This is a genomic window from Staphylococcus sp. CoH_129_LAB_1 (genome assembly GCF_058191515.1).
The window spans coordinates 1-17,852 of record NZ_JBXWKZ010000030.1; the positions used below are offsets into that span (position 1 = coordinate 1).

At 32.8% G+C, this 17,852-nt stretch carries 16 protein-coding genes and 1 pseudogene; 7 read left to right on the plus strand and 10 right to left on the minus strand.

Annotation, left to right across the window (positions count from 1 at the left end):
* Positions 1–23: 23 nt before the first annotated feature.
* From AC2FB1_RS08925 to AC2FB1_RS08940, 4 genes are read right to left on the minus strand one after another with little or no spacing between them, the layout of a single operon-like run.
* Entirely contained in the window at positions 24–215 is a 192-nt protein-coding gene (locus AC2FB1_RS08925) for a VraH family peptide resistance protein (protein ID WP_490674872.1), read from the minus strand.
* Between the two features lie 26 nt (positions 216–241).
* Positions 242–2,122: an FtsX-like permease family protein gene (locus tag AC2FB1_RS08930; protein ID WP_490674874.1), complete on the minus strand. Its 1,881-nt coding sequence runs from the start codon at positions 2,120–2,122 to the stop codon at positions 242–244.
* Positions 2,112–2,870, minus strand: coding sequence for an ABC transporter ATP-binding protein (locus AC2FB1_RS08935; protein ID WP_490674875.1), 759 nt, complete (start codon positions 2,868–2,870; stop codon positions 2,112–2,114). The genes AC2FB1_RS08930 and AC2FB1_RS08935 overlap by 11 nt, the downstream gene beginning before the upstream one ends.
* 13 nt (positions 2,871–2,883) lie before the next feature.
* Positions 2,884–3,291, minus strand: coding sequence for a YxeA family protein (locus tag AC2FB1_RS08940; protein ID WP_490674876.1), 408 nt, complete (start codon positions 3,289–3,291; stop codon positions 2,884–2,886).
* A 204-nt stretch (positions 3,292–3,495) separates the two neighbouring features.
* Between AC2FB1_RS08940 and lepB the strand changes: the two genes are divergently transcribed.
* Positions 3,496–4,068 (plus strand): signal peptidase I, encoded by a 573-nt coding sequence (gene lepB / locus AC2FB1_RS08945; protein ID WP_490674877.1) that lies wholly within the window; start codon positions 3,496–3,498, stop codon positions 4,066–4,068.
* A 122-nt stretch (positions 4,069–4,190) separates the two neighbouring features.
* Here the strand turns inward: lepB and AC2FB1_RS08950 are convergent, their stop codons facing one another.
* Positions 4,191–5,753 carry a BCCT family transporter gene (locus AC2FB1_RS08950; RefSeq protein WP_490674878.1) on the minus strand — a complete coding sequence of 521 codons (1,563 nt, stop codon included), beginning with the start codon at positions 5,751–5,753 and terminating at the stop codon, positions 4,191–4,193.
* 177 nt (positions 5,754–5,930) lie between these two features.
* Here AC2FB1_RS08950 and AC2FB1_RS08955 point away from each other — a divergent pair.
* Together AC2FB1_RS08955 and AC2FB1_RS08960 are read left to right on the plus strand one after the other, a co-directional pair.
* A pseudogene (locus tag AC2FB1_RS08955) lies at positions 5,931–6,131 on the plus strand (GNAT family N-acetyltransferase); the annotation flags it as partial.
* A 72-nt stretch (positions 6,132–6,203) separates the two neighbouring features.
* Positions 6,204–6,755: a GNAT family N-acetyltransferase gene (locus tag AC2FB1_RS08960; RefSeq protein WP_490674904.1), complete on the plus strand. Its 552-nt coding sequence runs from the start codon at positions 6,204–6,206 to the stop codon at positions 6,753–6,755.
* 109 nt (positions 6,756–6,864) lie between these two features.
* Here AC2FB1_RS08960 and AC2FB1_RS08965 read toward each other — a convergent pair whose 3' ends face one another.
* The 5 genes from AC2FB1_RS08965 to AC2FB1_RS08985 all read right to left on the minus strand — a co-directional run bounded on the left by AC2FB1_RS08965 (position 6,865) and on the right by AC2FB1_RS08985 (position 13,994).
* Complete coding sequence (locus AC2FB1_RS08965; RefSeq protein WP_490674879.1) at positions 6,865–7,611, minus strand: cyclase family protein; 747 nt, start codon at positions 7,609–7,611, stop codon at positions 6,865–6,867.
* 72 nt (positions 7,612–7,683) lie between these two features.
* On the minus strand, positions 7,684–9,930 hold the full coding sequence (gene metE / locus AC2FB1_RS08970; RefSeq protein ID WP_490674881.1) for a 5-methyltetrahydropteroyltriglutamate--homocysteine S-methyltransferase: 2,247 nt from the start codon (positions 9,928–9,930) through the stop codon (positions 7,684–7,686).
* Entirely contained in the window at positions 9,927–11,765 is a 1,839-nt protein-coding gene (locus tag AC2FB1_RS08975; protein ID WP_490674882.1) for a bifunctional homocysteine S-methyltransferase/methylenetetrahydrofolate reductase, read from the minus strand. Before AC2FB1_RS08975 ends, metE begins: the two co-directional genes overlap by 4 nt.
* Positions 11,719–12,894 (minus strand): cystathionine beta-lyase MetC, encoded by a 1,176-nt coding sequence (gene metC, locus AC2FB1_RS08980; RefSeq protein WP_490674883.1) that lies wholly within the window; start codon positions 12,892–12,894, stop codon positions 11,719–11,721. Before metC ends, AC2FB1_RS08975 begins: the two co-directional genes overlap by 47 nt.
* The gene (locus tag AC2FB1_RS08985) at positions 12,891–13,994 is read right to left on the minus strand and encodes a PLP-dependent transferase (protein ID WP_490674884.1); all 1,104 of its coding nucleotides are present in this window, start codon (positions 13,992–13,994) and stop codon (positions 12,891–12,893) included. Before AC2FB1_RS08985 ends, metC begins: the two co-directional genes overlap by 4 nt.
* A gap of 682 nt (positions 13,995–14,676) precedes the next feature.
* Between AC2FB1_RS08985 and AC2FB1_RS08990 the strand changes: the two genes are divergently transcribed.
* From AC2FB1_RS08990 to ychF, 4 genes are all read left to right on the plus strand, one after another.
* Positions 14,677–15,501 carry a ParB/RepB/Spo0J family partition protein gene (locus AC2FB1_RS08990; protein ID WP_490674885.1) on the plus strand — a complete coding sequence of 275 codons (825 nt, stop codon included), beginning with the start codon at positions 14,677–14,679 and terminating at the stop codon, positions 15,499–15,501.
* Positions 15,502–15,606: 105 nt separating this feature from the next.
* Positions 15,607–16,485 carry a mechanosensitive ion channel family protein gene (locus AC2FB1_RS08995; protein WP_490674887.1) on the plus strand — a complete coding sequence of 293 codons (879 nt, stop codon included), beginning with the start codon at positions 15,607–15,609 and terminating at the stop codon, positions 16,483–16,485.
* Positions 16,486–16,505: 20 nt separating this feature from the next.
* Positions 16,506–16,709: a DUF951 domain-containing protein gene (locus AC2FB1_RS09000; protein ID WP_490674888.1), complete on the plus strand. Its 204-nt coding sequence runs from the start codon at positions 16,506–16,508 to the stop codon at positions 16,707–16,709.
* Between the two features lie 11 nt (positions 16,710–16,720).
* Positions 16,721–17,818: a redox-regulated ATPase YchF gene (gene ychF, locus AC2FB1_RS09005; protein WP_490674890.1), complete on the plus strand. Its 1,098-nt coding sequence runs from the start codon at positions 16,721–16,723 to the stop codon at positions 17,816–17,818.
* Positions 17,819–17,852 lie beyond the last annotated feature (34 nt).

Below are 17,852 nucleotides of genomic sequence, written 5' to 3' on the forward strand. Positions count from 1 at the left end.
TCATTTTGAGCTTCCTTTTTATTCTAATGTTTTTTTTCTTCGTATCTTTTCAAAATATAGCCACCACCAAGTAAGCCTATAGGTACTCCAATGAATGGCGTAACTATACCGCTTAGCACAGATACAATTAGTAATAGCATTATTCCATTAAACCAATTTACTTTTAAACTTAATAAATCATAATATGCTTGTTCAATAATTTCTTTAATATTCATTTTTCAACTTCCTTTCAATTTGTTTATTAAATTGTGTCTTTAATCATACGCTCTGAATGAATGAACGAAATGGCTGCAAATATAAGATATACAAGTGAATATACAATCATTACAATAACGATTGGAATCAGTGTATAGTTACCCATTAATGTCATAAAAGCATTTGCTGCAAAAAAAGCATGCAGCAAAGCAACTATCAATGGCAGACCGAAATTAAATGAAATCTTTAAGGTTAGTCCCTTTATCATATCCATGTGTGTAAAGCCAATACGACGAAGAATACGATAATTGTTTATTTCATCTTCAGTTTCGTCCATTTGTTTAATATAAATGATACAGCCAGCTGCAACTAAAAAGGCAAGACCTAAGAATGAAGTAACGAAGATAAGAATGCCATTACTTTCATTAATGTCGTTTTTATTTTTGCTTTTTAATGTAACGTTTGAATTTACTTTTTTAGCTAATGATTCAGCTTTTGAAAGATCACTATGATGCTTAATATTAAAGCCGTAATGATATGTGAGTTGGGATTTTGTTTTCAAAGCATCATAGTTTTCTGGACTTATTTTCAGTACTGGACCACCCATTGAGGTATCTGTTGGAATCACTTCATTATTGTCTTTTTTATCTACATGAAACGTTTTTACTTGCTGGCCTTTTATTTTTAAGTCTTTATTCGTTTTAACATCAAACATTGTTGAAAGAGGACCTTGTAAATTTGTAATTGTAGCGTGATCTCCTTTTATATGTTGATCTGCCATAATGGATATACTTGTATTTTGTATTGTATTACCAGTTTTACTTTTAAGAACATTGTTTTGAATGATTTTTGTGTTCGCATTTTCATACGTCTGTATAGTATATGGAATATGGTGCTGATTAAGTTGATGTTCAAATTGTTGTGCAGTCTGTGATTTTGTAAAGTTAATATCCTGTGGTGACGATGATTGAATAGCAAAGTTAGCATTTGCTTTACTAATTGCTCCAAAACACAATACAGTTACTGTGACTGCTGAAATGACTGTGATTATTGTTAATGACATCGCATTTTTCTTCATTCTATACATAATTGAAGAAGTAAAAATAACATCTGTAATGGATACGCGACCACGTTTTGATTTTTTTAACGATTTAAAGATGATAGAAACAGAACTTCTGAAAAATAAATATGCACCGACTACAGTTAAAAATAAAATAATGAGTGGTGATAATAGAGATAAAGTTAATTCTTGAAATTTTCCAAACATTTCTGTAGAGATATAATAACCAAGACTAATCATTACGATTCCGAGAATACCAGCAATATATTCTGGTATAGTGATTTTCGCTTTTACTGCTTCAGTCTTCATACTGTCTTTCATCATTGAAAGAATGGTTCTTCTTTTTAAAAATATAGCATCTTCTAGCATAATTAAAATGAATGCTAAAATCAGTAATAGAATCGTTTGAATTAAAGCCGCCATTTCAAATCCTATAGATGCATGAATGTGTAAATGCATCATTTTTATCAGTATTGAAAGTAATAATTTTGAACCAAAAATACCTATCAATACCCCAAGAATACCTGTACTAATAAATAATGCAATTTGTTCGATAGCGAGCATTCTAAGAATATTGCCACGTGTTAAACCAATGAGTTCAAATAATGCAAACTCATGCGTACGGCGTTTAATAAATAGATGATTGGCATACATTAAGAAAATGATAATTGTAATGAATAAAAAGATTGAACCAATTTTTGCACCTTGATTAATTATTTTTGAAGAACCACTATTGATGCTATGAGTATATTGCAAAGTGACAAAACTAAAGTATAAGAAAATACTTAAAATTAATGAACATAGGTATAACATATAGTGTTTGATGTTATGTGTTAAGTTCTTTAGCGTAATCTGATTAAACGTCATTTGCCACACCACCTAGAGTTGATTGTAGGTGAATAATATCTTGATAAAACTCAGATTTAGTCTTACTTTGTTGACGAATTTCTGAATAAATATCGCCATCTTTTAACATAATGACACGTTCTGCAAAACTTGCGGCTGACGGATCATGAGTAACCATAATAATTGTACTATTAAATTGTTTGTTCATCGTTTCTAGGCGGTGAAGTAAATCTTGTGCACTTTTGGAATCAAGTGCACCTGTGGGTTCATCTGCAAAGATAATGGATGGTTGATGTACAAAGGCACGTGCTGCAGCTGTACGTTGTTGTTGTCCTCCAGAAATGTCACTTGGGTATTTATCACTTAAATCATAAATACCAAGTGTCTCTGTGACGTCTTGATAGTTTTTTTCCATTTCATCTTTTTTCATTTTTTGGACAGATAATGGCAACATAATATTTTCTTTAACGGTTAAGGTAGGCAAAACACTATAATCTTGAAAAATAAAGCCTAGTTCTTTTTTTCGAAAGTGTGCTAATTTTTTATCAGATAACTGATTAATTTCATTTCCACTAATTTCTACAGTGCCACCAGAAATGCTATCAATTGAACTAATGACATTAAGGAGCGTAGTCTTACCAGAGCCAGAAGGTCCCATAATAGCTACAAACTCTCCTTTATCTACTGAAAAGTTAATATCATGTAGCGCTTTAAACTTCTGTTTATTTCCATAAACTTTAGATAAGTGGTTAACATTTAAAATAGGCATAAGCAATACTCCTTTAATTTTGTAATTGGTTCATAACTTTTTTAGGAATGTTAGACTTTTTGACTTCTTCATAAGAAAGAACCGTATGAGATTTTTCTTTGATAATAAGATAATGATGTGCTTTTAACTTTTTAGTGGCTGTATAGTGTACTTTCTTAGATGTTCCATCTTGTTGATAACCTGTTTGGTTGTAATGATAGATGTAAAAATCTTTATCAATTTTTTCTACTTTAGATGGTTTTTGAGTTTCAACATAATAGTTATACGTAGGAGCAACTGGATTTAATTTATTCCAATCATTTACAGATTGATTGTTAGGATGTTGATTTGAATAGGTATTTAATCCAAATAAACCACCTATAATCACTCCAATCAGTACAAGGATAGTTAAAATAGTTCTTAATAGAATTTTCAATTTCATCACTCCTTATCTCTATTACACTTCTTATTTTAAAAGTGTGAGTGAAGCGGTGCCTTTATCTAACCTTACAAAGTAGTCCTTGTATCTTACGAATGTGAAAGATTCAAATAAAAATCAGTCGTAAGAAGAATGAAACGTGTTTGAAAAGTGTGTATGATAAAGTAGGAGTATTAGGAAAAAGAAAAATGATAGGCGGGATGAAATGTGAAAAGAGAAATTATGGAGTGGTTTATAGCTATTGCGGCTGGATTACTAATTGTATTTGTTGTAACAAAATTTATTGGAGTGTCCTATACAGTATCTGGATCTTCAATGTATCCGACCTTTCAAGATCGTAATAAGGTGATTGTCAGTAAAATTTCTAAATCTATGAATCACATTGATAATGGGGATGTGGTTGTCTTTCATGAAGATTCAAAACGTGATTTTATTAAACGTGTGATTGGCACACCAGGAGATACGGTAGAATATAAGGGAGACCAATTATATGTAAATAATAAAAAAGTGTCTGAACCTTATTTAGATTACAATAAGAAACATAAAGAAGGTCAATACTTAACAGGTTCATTTAAATCTAGTCAAGTTAAAGGTTCAAATGGAGAAATGAAACTTCCTAAAGACAAATATTTAGTCTTAGGAGATAATAGACAAAATAGTATAGATAGCCGATTTGATGTTGTGGGTCTAGTAGATAAAAAACAACTTGTAGGTAAAGTCGTATGGAGATATTGGCCATTTAATGAATGGAAAACTAACTTTAATCCAGGTACATTTTAAAATAAAAGTCACAACGAATTTAGACAAATTGGTTGTGACTTTTTATTTTATATTAAGAACTGTCGATTTATACCATACAAACTAAGAAACTCATCTCTGAGATAATATGTGTCATTTTCTTTTTATTTTTTTTTAGATTGATACTGAATATATTCTTTCTTACGTTGATGGTCAGGTTGTAAGGTTAAACCTAAGAATTTCCGTTCTTGATTGGCATCTTTGAAAAATGAAATCATCATTAAAATAACAACAAAACTAAATGGTAATGCTGAAATAATAGCAGCTGATTGCAGAGCATCTAGACCTGTAGATCCACCAGATAATAAAAGTACATAGGCAATCGCTGATAACATCACGCCCCAGACAATTTTAACAAAACCGGATGGATTTAAACGACCAAATGACGTTTGCATACCTAATACAAATGTAGCTGAGTCTGCGGATGTAATAAAGAATGAGCCTACTAAGATAATAGCGATAAATGACAAAATTGTACCCATAGGCATTTCGTTGAAAATACCAAATAATTGTGTTTCAGGTGGCATACTAAAGATGTGTTTAGATTGCTTACCAATTTCAATACCAGTAATACCAAAGGCTGTAAACCATAGCATACTAATGATTGTAGGTACACCTAATACTGCTATAACGAATTCACGAATCGAACGGCCTTTTGAAATACGTGCAATGAAGATACCTACAAATGGTGACCAACTCATCCACCAACCCCAATAATAAATCGTCCATGATTGTAACCATTCATGTTTTTGTGAATTAAGTGGAGCAACATCGAAACTATTGAAAATAAGTGTATTTAGATATTCACCAATTGAAGAAGTGAACATATTCATAATTAAAATTGTAGGACCTACAATTATAATAATAATAAGTAACATCGCAGCTAAAAGCATATTTAAATTACTTAAATACTGAATACCTTTGCTTAAGCCACTCCAAGCACTAATTAAGAATAAAACTGTAACAATAAGAATAATAACACCTTGAATAAGTTTATTGTTTGGCACTCCAAATAAATAATTTAAACCACCGTTAATTTGCATGGCGCCAACACCAAGTGACACTGCAACCCCGATAATAGTAGCAAACACGGCTAAAACATCTACAACAGTACCTAATGGACCTTCTACTTTATTCCCGAGGATAGGACGTAATGTACGAGAAACGAGTCCTAAATCATTTTTTCTAAACTGTGTATATGCAAGAGCCAATGCAACAACACCGTAAACTGCCCAAGGATGTAGTCCATAATGTAAGAAACTTGAACGCATAGCTTCAGCTAGAGCAGCTTCTGTTTCTTTACTCGCTGTTGGTGGCGATAGATAATGTGAAATGGGCTCAGAAGATCCATAGAATACAAGTCCAATACCCATACCTGCACTAAATAGCATTGTTAGCCATGAAATAGTATTAAATTCTGGTTTATCATCAGGTTTTCCTAATTTAAGCTTTCCAATTGGATGAAAAATAAGTGTGATACAAAATATCAGAATAATACTAATAAGTAACATATAGTACCAACCGAATGTTTCTGTAATAAAACTTCCGATTGCTCCAGAAATTGAACCAAATTGATTAGGGAAGATAGCTCCAATAATTACCAGTAACCCTACAATAACTGAAGCAAAAATAAACACTTTTGAAAACTGTTTAGATTTGTTTTCCATGTATTTAACTCCTTTCAAATTTAATAAAACAGATGTATAAAAGATTAACATATATCGAATAAAGAACAATATAAAATTTTACAAATATTTAATAAATTCATATTTTTTAGCAAACTTAGCATATTAATATGTGTATAATTTATTGAATATTTTGAAAAAAGAAATAAAGTACTGTATATTTTTATTTATCAAATATATAAAGATATTAAACTGAAAATATTAGAGGAACGAGAAGCGGAACAATTATTTACGCTCGTGGATTCAAATCGTGACTACTTAGCAGAATTTCTACCAATCGTTGAATATACGAAGAAGATGGAAGATAGTAAACACTTTATCCATTTAGTGTTACAGCAATTTGCTCGTGGAGATGGATTTCCATATCCTCTTTAGTAGCGTTTTTTTCTTTTTGGTTCATTAATAATTATATAAGCGGGTGGGATAGTTATGATCTTTGGTTATCAAATAGATAAAGATATTAAAATAAAGATATTAGAAGAACGAGAAGCAGAGCAGTTATTTAAATTAGTAGATAGTAACCGCAAATATCTAGCGGAATTTTTACCTTTTGTCGAACATACAAAGAGGGTGGAAGATAGTAAACACTTTATCCATTCAGCTTTACAACAATTTATCGATGGTAATGGATTTCATTGTGGAATATGGAGTGATAAAGAACTGATTGGTGTTATTGGATTACATTATTTAGACTTAGTTAATAAACGTACCTCGATTGGTTATTACTTAGCTGAAGGTTTCCAAAAGAAAGGCATCATGACTAGATGCACTAAAGCACTTATTCAATATGTATATGAAGAATATGATATTAATCGAATCGAAATACAAATGTCTACCAAAAATAAGAAAAGCCGAGCTATACCAATAAGACTTGGATTCACACAAGAGGGCGTATTGAGAAGCGATGAACGTTTACAAGGGGAATTCTCAGATAGTTATGTGTATAGTCTGCTTAGAGAAGAATATGAAAATGGATATAAATAATAATACATCCTGATACTTAGACTCGTTTAAGTGCTTTAGTATCAGGATGTTATATATTATATAGGAAAGTGATAAATTTGATCGCTCATTATCAACATATCACTTATATTTAAGATGGTTTGATAGCGAATGCACGGACGGGGAAACCTGGTGCATCTTTCGGTTTGGGACTAATCGCATAAATGATTGCACCGCGCGTAGGCAATTGGTCTAGGTTTGTTAAGAGTTCAAGTTGGAAAGTATCTTGTCCAAGAATATAACGTTCTCCAACAATATCGCCATTTTTAGCAGTATCTACTGATGCATCTGTATCGAATGTTTCATGACCAATTGACTTTACGCCGCGTTCTTCGATTAAGAATTTTAAAGCATCCAGTCCCCAACCTGGTAAATGTTGGTTACCCTCAGCGTCTTTATTTTCGAATTGTTCAATATCAGGCCAACGTTGTGACCAATCTGTACGTAAAGCGACAAATGTACCTTCTTCAATGCGTCCATTCTCCGCTTCCCATTGTTCTAAATGTTGACGTGTCACAACAAAGTCAGCATTATCTTTCACTTCTTTTGAATAATCTAACACGATAAGTGGTAAGACTAATTCTTTTAAATCAAGATCCTCAAGATAACGTTTATTCTCTACAAAATGTATCGGTGCGTCAATATGTGTTCCGTATTGTGTAACGATATTCCAACGCTGTACATAAAAGCCATGTTCTTTGACTGTAAATAATGTGGATACTTGACCTTTTTCAAATTCACTGAAACGTGGAATGTCTGGATCAAAAGTATGGGTTAGATCTACCCATTCTGCTGTCTTTAATTGTTGCAACTGGTCCCATAATGGATAATTTGTCATGTATTTCACCTCGAAAGTCTAATATGAGAAAGGGAGAAAATTAAATTTCTCCCTCACATGCTTACCTATATCTTATGCGACAGGGTTACTTTTTTCTTCACGTTTTTTACGAACAGTATTTACAAGTACTGTTAAGGCATCTTTCACTTCATCTTCTTTACGTGTTTTTAGACCACAGTCAGGGTTAACCCAGAATAAAGAACGGTCGATTTGTTGTAAAGAACGATCAATTGCTGTTGCAATTTCTTCTTCAGTAGGAATACGTGGACTATGAATATCATATACGCCTAGTCCAATACCTAAATCATAGTTAATATCTTCAAAATCTTTGATTAAATCACCATGGCTACGTGATGTTTCAATTGAAATAACATCCGCATCTAATTCATGAATCGCATGAATGATTTGACCAAATTGAGAATAACACATATGTGTATGAATTTGTGTTTCATCTTGGACTGAAGACGTTGCAAGTTTAAATGAATTTACAGCATCAGCAAGATATTGTTCATGGTATTCAGAACGTAATGGTAAACCTTCACGTAATGCTGGTTCATCTACTTGAATCACTTTAATACCTGCTTCTTCAAGTGCTAATACTTCTTCGTCGATAGCTAAGGCAATTTGATCTTGAACTACTTTACGAGGAACATCTACACGTTCGAATGACCAGTTTAAAATAGTGACTGGGCCAGTTAACATACCTTTCACAGGTTTATCAGTTAAGCTTTGTGCATAAACAGTTTCTTTAACTGTTAAAGGTGCAGTCCATTTTACATCACCATAAATAACTGGTGGTTTTACAGCACGTGAACCATATGATTGAACCCATCCAAATTTTGTTACTAAGAAACCTTGAAGTTTTTCACCGAAGAATTCAACCATATCATTACGTTCGAATTCACCGTGTACAAGTACATCTAAGCCAATCTCTTCTTGGATTTTAATCCAACGTGCGATTTCATTTTCTAAGAAGTTGTTATACTCATCGTCTGAAATTCGATTATTTTTCCAGTCTGCACGGTATTTACGTACTTCTCTTGTTTGAGGGAATGAGCCGATTGTTGTTGTTGGTAAATCAGGTAAGTGTAAACGAGCGTCTTGTGCTTTTTTACGGTCTTTAAAAGCAGATTTACGACTTGTTGGTACGCTATCAAAATCATATTCAAGATTTTTGAATGATTGACTTTGGAATCGTTCATAGCGTGCTTTTAATTCGTCATATTTTTTGCTGTCGTTATTATTAAATAATCGACGTAATGCATCTAACTCATCTAATTTTTCAGTAGCAAAGCTTAGTCCTTCTTCGATTGATGTATCTAATGTTTCATCATCTAATGATACTGGAACATGTAATAATGAAGATGATGGTTGAATTACAATTGTTTTAGCATAAGGTTGTAATGTTTCGATTAATTCTTTTTTCGCTTCAATATCTGCAGCCCAAACATTACGTCCGTCGATAATACCTGCATATAATGTTTTAGATTTATCGAAATCTCCTGCTTTAATTTGTTCTAAGTTGTAACCATGATCATGAACAAAATCTAAACCAAGACCAGCAACTGGTAAACTACTTAAGAATTTTACATTAACACGTTCAAAATAAGTTTGAATAACTAATTTTTCTCCTAGATCAGCATCAGCAAAGTAGTCATATGCTTCTTTAGTTATATTTTCATAATTTTCACTTTCATCTGTGACAAGAACAGGCTCATCTACTTGAATATATTCAGCTCCTGCATCTACTAATGATTGTAGAACTTCTTTATATAATGGAAGTAATGTTTGAACTTTCTCTTCAAAAGATTGGCTACCACCTTTAGAAAGTTTCACAAAAGTGATTGGGCCTACAATGACAGGATGTGCATTTACATTAATTGATTTAGCATAGTTAAAACGTTCTAATAATACATTATGATTTACTTTAGGTTCAACGTTGTCCCATTCAGGAACGATGTAGTGATAGTTTGTGTTGAACCATTTAATTAATGCACTTGCAACATGTTCTTTATTACCACGTGCAATATCAAACAATAAATCATCATCTACTGTACGTCCTTGGAAACGTTCAGGAATAATGTTGAAAAGTAATGATGTATCAAGAATATGATCATATAATGAGAAATCGCCAACAGGTACACTGTCTAAGTTATAATTCTTTTGAAGTAATAAATTTTCTTTGTGTAAGTCTGTTAATGTTTGATCTAATTCAACTTTATCGATTTTTTTAGCCCAATAGCTTTCGATTGCTTTTTTCCATTCTCTTTTTCTACCTAATCTTGGGAATCCTAAATTTGAAGTTTTAATTGTTGTCATGATATTGCCTCCTTATTTTGGGTAATTGCTTTAGAATATGCTGCGAGCTCTAATGAATAATCAATACGTTGGAAAGGTGTAATGAGGTATAATCCATTAAAGTATTCGTGTACTGTATCAATTAATTCTTTAGAAAGTCTCAAACTTAATTCTTTTGTTTTCTCTTTATCATCTTTTACTGCTTTAAATTGATTTAATACGTCCTCAGACATTTTAATTCCAGGCACTTCGTTATGTAAGAAAAGTGCGTTATTGTAGCTTGCAATAGGCATGATACCGATAAAAATAGGGGTATCAAGATGTTTAGTTGCTTCATATACCTCTTTGATTTTTTCTTTACTATATACAGGTTGGGTAATAAAGTAACTCATACCCGCGGCTACTTTTTTCTCAAGGCGTTTAACTGCCCCGTCTAGTTTACGGACATTTGGATCGAACGCCCCGGCGATGTTAAAGTTAGTATGTTTCTTCAGCGCATCACCGTCAGTGTTAATACCTTGATTAAATCGTAATGCAAGTTCTGTAAGACCTTTTGAGTTAACGTCATACACATTCGTTGCGCCTGGTAAATGACCTACTTTTGAAGGGTCTCCTGTAATAGCTAAAATTTCACTTACACCGATCAGTGAAAGTCCAAGCAGATGTGATTGTAAACCAATTAAATTTCGATCTCGACATGTGATATGAACAAGAGGTTCGATATCATATCGTTGTTTTATTAAACTTGCAGCAGCGATATTGCTGATTCTTACAGTAGCGAGAGAATTATCTGCGAGCGTTACTGCATCGATATTTGCTTCATCTAGCTTACCTATATTTTCAAAGAACAACTCCGTATCGAGATGTTTTGGTGTATCTAATTCAACAATTACAGTAGGTCTTTGTTTTACTTTTGATGTTAAATTTTGTTTTAAAGTATGTTTTGTGTTTGCGTTAATTGTTCGATGAATTGGAATAACTTTTTTATTTTTAACTGGTTTTAAATCTTTTACTGATTCTTTAATGTAAGAGATATGTTCAGGTGTCGTGCCACAACAACCACCAATTAAGCGAACACCTTCATTAATTAACTCTTGTGCAACATCACCAAAGTATTTAGCATTGTCGCTATATTTGAATTCACTATTTTCAATATCAAGTAGACTCGCATTTGGATAACATGAAAGATATGCATGTTCTGGTAGTTCGATATGTGAGAATGAACGCTGCATATGATGTGGACCATGATGACAATTTAAGCCCACGACATTTGCTCCACATTCAACGAGTTGTTTTAACGCATCGTTAATTTCTGTACCATCAACTAGATAATTAGTATTGGAAGCGGTTAGTTGCGCGATAATTGGAATATCGTATTTTTGACGTGTCGCTGTAATTACACTAGTTAGTTCATCTAAATCATAGTAGGTTTCAAATAGTAAACCATCTACACCTTCTTCAATCAAAGTATCAATTTGATTGTCTGTATGATATTGAATAGTAGAAATTGATAAATCTTCTTGTTTTATCCCCCTAAAGCCACCTACCGTTCCAAGAATAAATGTATCTTTATTTGCTGCTCGCTTTGCAATTTGTACAGCTGCTTTATGAATTTCTTTCACTTTATGTTCTAAGCCAAATACTTTTAGCTTTTCAAAGTTAGCGCCATACGTATTTGTCTGAATGACATCAGCTCCTGCTTCTATATATGAACGATGGATACGTTCAACTTTATTGGGATGTGTAAGATTGTATGCTTCAGGACATGTATCTAAGCCCTCAGAATAGAGGATTGTTCCCATTGCTCCATCAGCTACTAAAACGTTGTTCTTCAAATGGTTCAATAATCGACTCATTAAATGCCTCCTTCAATGCGTAGTCAATATCAGCTATGAGTTCTTCAGGTTGTTCAAGACCTACGCTTAGACGGAATAGACCAAATGTAATGCCACGTTCGTTTCTTACATCTTCTGGAACAGCTGCGTGAGACATCGTCGCTGGATGTGAGAGGATAGTTTCTACCCCTCCTAAACTGACAGATACAAGTGGTAAAGTGAGTGTATCTACAAATGCTTGAGCTTTTGTTTCATCTTTTAGACGAAAGCCAATGACTGCGCCGCCACTTTTAGCTTGTGATAAATGTAAGTCACTATTTCCTGGATAATACACTTTAGCAACTTCATCTCTTTGACTTAAAAAGTCTACAAGTTTTTCAGCATTAGATGTAGATTGTCTAAAACGAACAGGTAATGTTTTTAAATGTTTGGCTAAAGTCCAACTATCATGTGCAGATAGGGCAGTTCCTGTACCATTTTGGAGTAGATAAAGTGCTTCAGCGACGTCTTTACGATTTGTAATAGCAGCGCCAGCAATAATGTCACTATGTCCACCTAAGAATTTTGTTGCTGAATGAACAACTATATCAGCGCCAAGTGCAAGGGGCGATTGGCCTAACGGAGTCATAAATGTATTATCTACTGCTAAAAGTAAATGATGTTTTTTAGCGATATAGGCAACTGCTTTAATATCAGTGATTTTAAAGCATGGATTCGATGGTGTTTCTATATAAATTAATTTTGTATTAGGCTGAATGGCCTGTTCAATTTCTTCAGGATGAGTAGCATTTACTGTCGTAAATTTAATATTAAAACGATTTAAAATACGTTCTGTTAGTCTAAATGTTCCGCCATATACATCATCTGGTAAAATGACATGATCATCAGTCTGTAATGTGAGTAATACAGCTGATATTGCTGCAATACCTGAAGCAAAAGCAAATCCATATTGACCGCCTTCAAGTTTAGCTAACTTTTCTTCTAATAATTGACGATTAGGATTGCCACTTCTGGCATAATCAAATTTTGCATTACCACCAAGTACTTTTTGATGGAAGGTTGAAGAATCATATAATGGTGGGTTTGCTGAATCGTAATCTACACCTCTATGTTCATCAAATATTACTTCTGTTTCTTTAGATAAGCTCATGAAATCACTCCTACTTTAGAATTTTCTAATGCTTGAATAATATCTGCTTCAATATCCTTATAGTCTTCAATACCAATGGATAAGCGAATTAAATGTTCATCAATACCTCGTTTATCTTTTTCATCATCTGGCATGTCGACGTGCGTTTGTGTATATGGGAAAGTAATAAAGGTTTCAGTTCCTCCTAAACTTTCTGCAAAAATACAAATTTCTAAATTTTCTAAAAATTTAGCTACGCTATAAGCCTTATTAAGACGTAAACTTAGCATACCTGTTTTTCCACTATAGAGTACTTCATCAATAGAATCGGATGTTTCACAACGTTTTGCGAGACGACGTGCATTGTCTTGAGATCGTTCTATTCTGAGATGTAGTGTTTTCAAACCTCTTTGGAGTAAGTAACAATCAAGTGGAGACAATGTGGCGCCAATCATATTGTGAAATTGTCCTAATTGTTCAGCAAGTGTGTCATCTTTAACTGTCACTACGCCTGCAAGTACATCGTTATGACCACCTATATATTTTGTAGCTGAGTGTAAAACAATGTCAGCACCTTGTTCCAAAGGTGTTGATAAGTATGGAGTTAAAAACGTGTTATCAATAATGGTTAATAGATGATGTTTTTTACTTAGAACATAATATGGTTCTACATCAATTTGAATCATTTGAGGATTCGAGATTGGTTCGATAAAGAGTGCTTTTGTATGTTTATTTATACTCTTTTCGACTTCTTCATAATTTAAAAAATCAACGTATTTAAAGTGAATACCGTATTGTTGTTCATAATAATCAAATAATCTAAATGTTCCTCCATATAAATCAAAAGCTACTAAAATTTCATCACCAGGTTTAAATAGGTTACAAATAAGTTGAACTGCTGCCATACCACTTGAAGTTGCAAATGAAGCTGTACCACCTTCTAATTTGGCAAATGCTTCTTCAAATGAAGAGCGGGTTGGATTTTTCGTTCGTGTGTAATCATATCCTGTAGACTGACCTAGGTGAGGATGTTGATATGCCGTCGATAAGTAAATTGGATTAGCAATTGCGCCAGTCAAATCCTTTGTTAATGAAATTTGTGCTAATTGAGTATCTTTCATTTCAAATCCTCCTATCATTTTCTAAATAAAAAAAGCTTCCGTCCTTTAAACCCGATATGTATCGGATGTAAAGGACGAAAGCTTGTTTCGTGGTACCACCTTTGTTTACTACTTTATTGCTAAAGTAACCTCAAACAGTACGCCATTATATTTTAGGAGTACTTGAAAAAGTGGCACACATTATCGTAAATGATCAGATATATCTGTAATAAAAAACTCATTTAACTTTTGAAGATAAATGAGTATTAACGATAATTTAGTGACGCCGGTGATTCCAGTACGCCATTAAACAATAAATGTTAATACTGTATCGCTATAACGGGCGAACCCGTTGATACCTCATATTGGCATCAACACTCAAAGGCCATTTTCAAACTTTCTTTCAATGTCTCTTCTCAGCTTACAAGACTCTCTGTATCTGCAGTGTAAGTTTTACTTTCCTTATTACCGTGTGTAATTTGTTTTTTTTAAGTTAATTCATAGCTTACAGGCATAAATTACATTTGTCAACAACTTTTCTGAAAATTATGATTAAATAATAAATTCAGAAAGTGCCTGAATGATTGATATATATACTTTCTATCTAGTAAATTTTTTTCTTAAAAAAGTTTATAAGACTTGTAGATATAACACGCTTTTTTTAAAATTAAGTAATGACTTTAAAGACAAGGGAGGACTATGCATGAACAACATTGAAGATCAACGTGTTCAATTAAATAATGATGAACACGTACAACATATTAAAATTGCAAGTATTAAAGTTAATCCCTATCAACCTAGAAAAACATTTGATGAGGAGAAACTTCAAGATTTAGCAGATTCTATAACAACTCATGGTATACTTCAACCTATTGTTTTAAGAAAAACGATCAATGGATATTATATCGTTGTAGGAGAACGACGTTTTCGAGCTTCTAAAATAGCTGGGTTAGAGGAAGTTCCAGCAATTGTAAAATCTCTTTCTGATTCTGACATGATGGAATTAGCCATTATAGAAAATTTACAAAGAGAAGATTTAAATGCAATTGAAGAAGCTGAAAGTTATCAACGATTAATGAATGATCTAGGTCTGACACAACAAAAAGTTGCTGAAAGGTTAGGAAAATCACGGCCTTACATTGCTAATATGCTAAGATTACTAAATTTACCAGCCGAAATTGCTAAACTTGTTAGAGAAAATCGCATGTCAGGTGCTCATGGCCGTACCTTACTTGCATTAAAAGACGTAGATACAATGAAACGTATAGGGAAACAAGCAATCAAAGAAGGATGGAGTGTACGTCATTTAGAGAAAGTTATTTCTGAAATTCAAGACGGAGGGCAGTCTAAAAAAGAGAAATTAAGTACTCCAAGTAAACCTAAATTTATACAGAAACAAGAACGTGCACTTAAGGAAAAATTTGGAACTAATATAGATATATCTGTATCTAAAAATGTTGGGAAAATTGTGTTTGAGTTTAAATCTGAAGCAGAATTTAGACGCCTTATAGATAAACTTAATGAATAATGAAATATAATGATAAATCGTTAGACTGATACAATTGTGAATGAATTTTTGTATAATGAATAAATTGAAAAAAATCTAATTGTAATTGAATAAGGAGGCGCTTAAATGAATCAGTTAAAAAATATCTTAACATCATTGTTTAAACCATTAACAGAGCCTGAAGTCTATACCAATCTAGCTACTAAATTGACTATGGTTATTATTTATATTTTAGTAGGGTTAATTGTTATTGGGATTGTAAATAAAGCTATCGAAGAAGCTTTTAAATTCCAAAATAAAAGTAGTCGAGGAAATAAAAAGCGTTCTAGAACACTCGTATCGCTTATCAAAAATGTAGTCAGATACATTGTGTGGTTTATTGTCCTCACAACCGTATTAAGTAAATTTGGCATTAGCGTGAATGGTATTATTGCCAGTGCCGGTGTTGTAGGTATCGCTGTTGGTTTTGGTGCTCAAACTATTGTTAAAGATATTATCACAGGATTTTTCATTATTTTTGAAAATCAATTTGATGTAGGTGATTATGTTAAAATTAATAGTAGTGGTACAACAGTTGCTGAAGGGACCGTGAAATCTATAGGTTTGAGGTCAACTCGTATCAATACAATTACTGGTGAATTAACCATTTTGCCAAACGGTAGTATGGGTGAAATTACTAATTACTCAATTACTAATGGCATGTCAATTGTAGAAATTCCAGTTTCAGTTGATGAAAATCTTGATAAAGTCGAAAAGAAATTAAATAAATTATTTACAACAATGCGTAGTAAATATTATTTATTTGTGACTGATCCAGTAGTTTTAGGTATCGATGGATTAGATGAAACAAAAGCGATTATAAGAATATCTGCTGAAACCATTCCTGGAGAAGGTGCTTCAGGTTCTAGAATTTTACGTAAAGAAATTCAAAAAATGTTTGTTCAAGAAGGTATTAAACTGCCACAGCCCATGTACGTAAGAAATACTGATAAACAAGATGCTTAATGAATGTTGGGGGTAATGTTGTGACACCAAAATATGGTATAAATGATATAGTAGAAATGAAAAAACAACATGCTTGTGGAACAAATCGATTTAAAATTATTCGTATGGGAGCAGATATACGAATTAAATGTGAAAATTGTCAAAGAAGTATTATGATTCCACGACAAGTGTTTGATAAAAAAATAAAAAAAATATTAGTATCTCATCAAGATACAGAAGGTTAGGAGAATGATTCATGGCTTTAACAGCAGGTATCGTAGGTTTACCTAATGTCGGTAAATCTACTCTATTTAATGCAATTACAAAAGCAGGTGCGCTTGCTGCGAACTATCCTTTCGCAACTATCGACCCGAATGTTGGAATTGTAGAAGTACCAGATACACGTTTAAATAAATTAACAGAAATGGTAGAACCTAAGAAAACCATACCTACAACTTTCGAATTTACAGATATTGCAGGTATCGTTAAAGGTGCCTCTAAGGGTGAAGGTTTAGGGAATAAATTTTTATCACATATCCGTGAAGTAGATGCTATTTGCCAGGTAGTTCGTGCTTTTGATGATGAAAATGTGACACACGTTGCTGGTCGTGTAAATCCATTAGATGACATTGAAGTAATTAATATGGAACTTGTTTTAGCTGATTTAGAATCAGTAGAGAAACGTTTACCTCGAATTGAAAAAATGGCACGTCAAAAAGATAAAACAGCAGAAATGGAATTTCGCATTTTATCTAGAATAAAAGAAGCTTTAGAAGAAGGAAATCCAGTTCGTAGTTTAGATTTCAATGAAGAAGACCAAAAATATGTGAATCAAGCTCAATTATTAACATCTAAAAAAATGTTATATATTGCAAATGTTGGTGAAGATGAAATTGGTGACGACGAAAATGATAAAGTAAAAACAATTCGTGACTATGCATCTAAAGAAGATTCTGAAGTTATTGTCATTAGTGCAAAAATCGAGGAAGAAATTGCGACACTTGATGATGAAGATAAAGAAATGTTTTTAGAAGATTTAGGTATTGAAGAACCAGGTCTAAATCGTCTTATCAGAACAACATATGAATTATTAGGATTATCTACTTACTTTACAGCGGGTGTTCAAGAAGTACGTGCTTGGACATTCAGACAAGGCATGACGGCACCACAGTGTGCAGGTATCATTCATACAGACTTTGAACGTGGTTTCATTCGTGCTGAAGTAACAAGTTATGACGACTATGTTGAACATGGTGGTGAACAAGGCGCGAAAGAAGCGGGTAAACAACGTTTAGAAGGTAAAGATTATATTATGCAAGATGGAGACATTGTTCACTTTAGATTTAATGTATAAGAAAAAAGCGTTACTTCTGTGCTATAGAAGTAAC

What these genes read in the sequence shown, in the direction of transcription:
- AC2FB1_RS08975 (WP_490674882.1), bottom strand. Translation starts at nt 11,765, where the DNA reads ATGAGTCGATTATTGAACCATTTGAAGAACAACGTTTTAGTAGCTGAT.
- AC2FB1_RS08990 (WP_490674885.1), top strand. Translation starts at nt 14,677, where the DNA reads ATGAACAACATTGAAGATCAACGTGTTCAATTAAATAATGATGAACAC.
- AC2FB1_RS08925 (WP_490674872.1), bottom strand. Translation starts at nt 215, where the DNA reads ATGAATATTAAAGAAATTATTGAACAAGCATATTATGATTTATTAAGT.
- AC2FB1_RS08950 (WP_490674878.1), bottom strand. Translation starts at nt 5,753, where the DNA reads ATGGAAAACAAATCTAAACAGTTTTCAAAAGTGTTTATTTTTGCTTCA.
- AC2FB1_RS08965 (WP_490674879.1), bottom strand. Translation starts at nt 7,611, where the DNA reads ATGACAAATTATCCATTATGGGACCAGTTGCAACAATTAAAGACAGCA.
- AC2FB1_RS08930 (WP_490674874.1), bottom strand. Translation starts at nt 2,122, where the DNA reads ATGACGTTTAATCAGATTACGCTAAAGAACTTAACACATAACATCAAA.
- ychF (WP_490674890.1), top strand. Translation starts at nt 16,721, where the DNA reads ATGGCTTTAACAGCAGGTATCGTAGGTTTACCTAATGTCGGTAAATCT.
- AC2FB1_RS08995 (WP_490674887.1), top strand. Translation starts at nt 15,607, where the DNA reads ATGAATCAGTTAAAAAATATCTTAACATCATTGTTTAAACCATTAACA.
- metE (WP_490674881.1), bottom strand. Translation starts at nt 9,930, where the DNA reads ATGACAACAATTAAAACTTCAAATTTAGGATTCCCAAGATTAGGTAGA.
- metC (WP_490674883.1), bottom strand. Translation starts at nt 12,894, where the DNA reads ATGAGCTTATCTAAAGAAACAGAAGTAATATTTGATGAACATAGAGGT.
- AC2FB1_RS08985 (WP_490674884.1), bottom strand. Translation starts at nt 13,994, where the DNA reads ATGAAAGATACTCAATTAGCACAAATTTCATTAACAAAGGATTTGACT.
- AC2FB1_RS08935 (WP_490674875.1), bottom strand. Translation starts at nt 2,870, where the DNA reads ATGCCTATTTTAAATGTTAACCACTTATCTAAAGTTTATGGAAATAAA.
- AC2FB1_RS08940 (WP_490674876.1), bottom strand. Translation starts at nt 3,291, where the DNA reads ATGAAATTGAAAATTCTATTAAGAACTATTTTAACTATCCTTGTACTG.